The 411-nt window shown below is 64.7% G+C and carries 1 protein-coding gene; it reads right to left on the bottom strand.

Going from position 1 to position 411, the window contains the following annotated elements; genetic code table 11:
- Positions 1-411 (bottom strand): cadherin-like domain-containing protein (locus tag C6W88_RS21815; protein WP_197037182.1); only part of this gene is annotated, 411 nt, incomplete at both ends.

The following is a 411-nucleotide window of genomic DNA, read 5'->3' as shown; positions in this document are numbered from 1 at the left end:
GACCTCGACCGGATTGGCCTCGGTACCGTCGGTCACATCGATACCATCGATCTCCACCTTGGCCAGGGTGTCACTGCCGGTGTCGATGGTGAGCGACCCCAGAGTGGTCTCAAGGTCGGTCTGCGCCTTGCTTCCGCCGTCATCGAGACCCGCCTCGTCGACCTCGCTGTTGCCCGAGGCATTGGGCGACTCGGGATTGATCTCGATCTCGGGCTCGTCGTCCTCCACCTCCACCCGCCAGGTCGCCTGGCTGGTATCACCGTCGTTGTCGGTCAGGGTATAGAGGATTTCGGCGGTCCCCTCGAAGCCCGCCGCCGGAGTAAAGGTGATGGTACCGTCGGCGTTGAAGTCCAGGCTGCCGGCGGTGCTGTCCACCAGTTCTGCAGCGGTCAGCTCGGCGCCATCGGCACC

The sequence above is a fragment of the Halomonas litopenaei genome (assembly GCF_003045775.1).
In the GTDB taxonomy this organism is placed as follows: domain Bacteria; phylum Pseudomonadota; class Gammaproteobacteria; order Pseudomonadales; family Halomonadaceae; genus Halomonas; species Halomonas litopenaei.
This window is presented reverse-complemented; position numbering and strand designations above follow the sequence as displayed.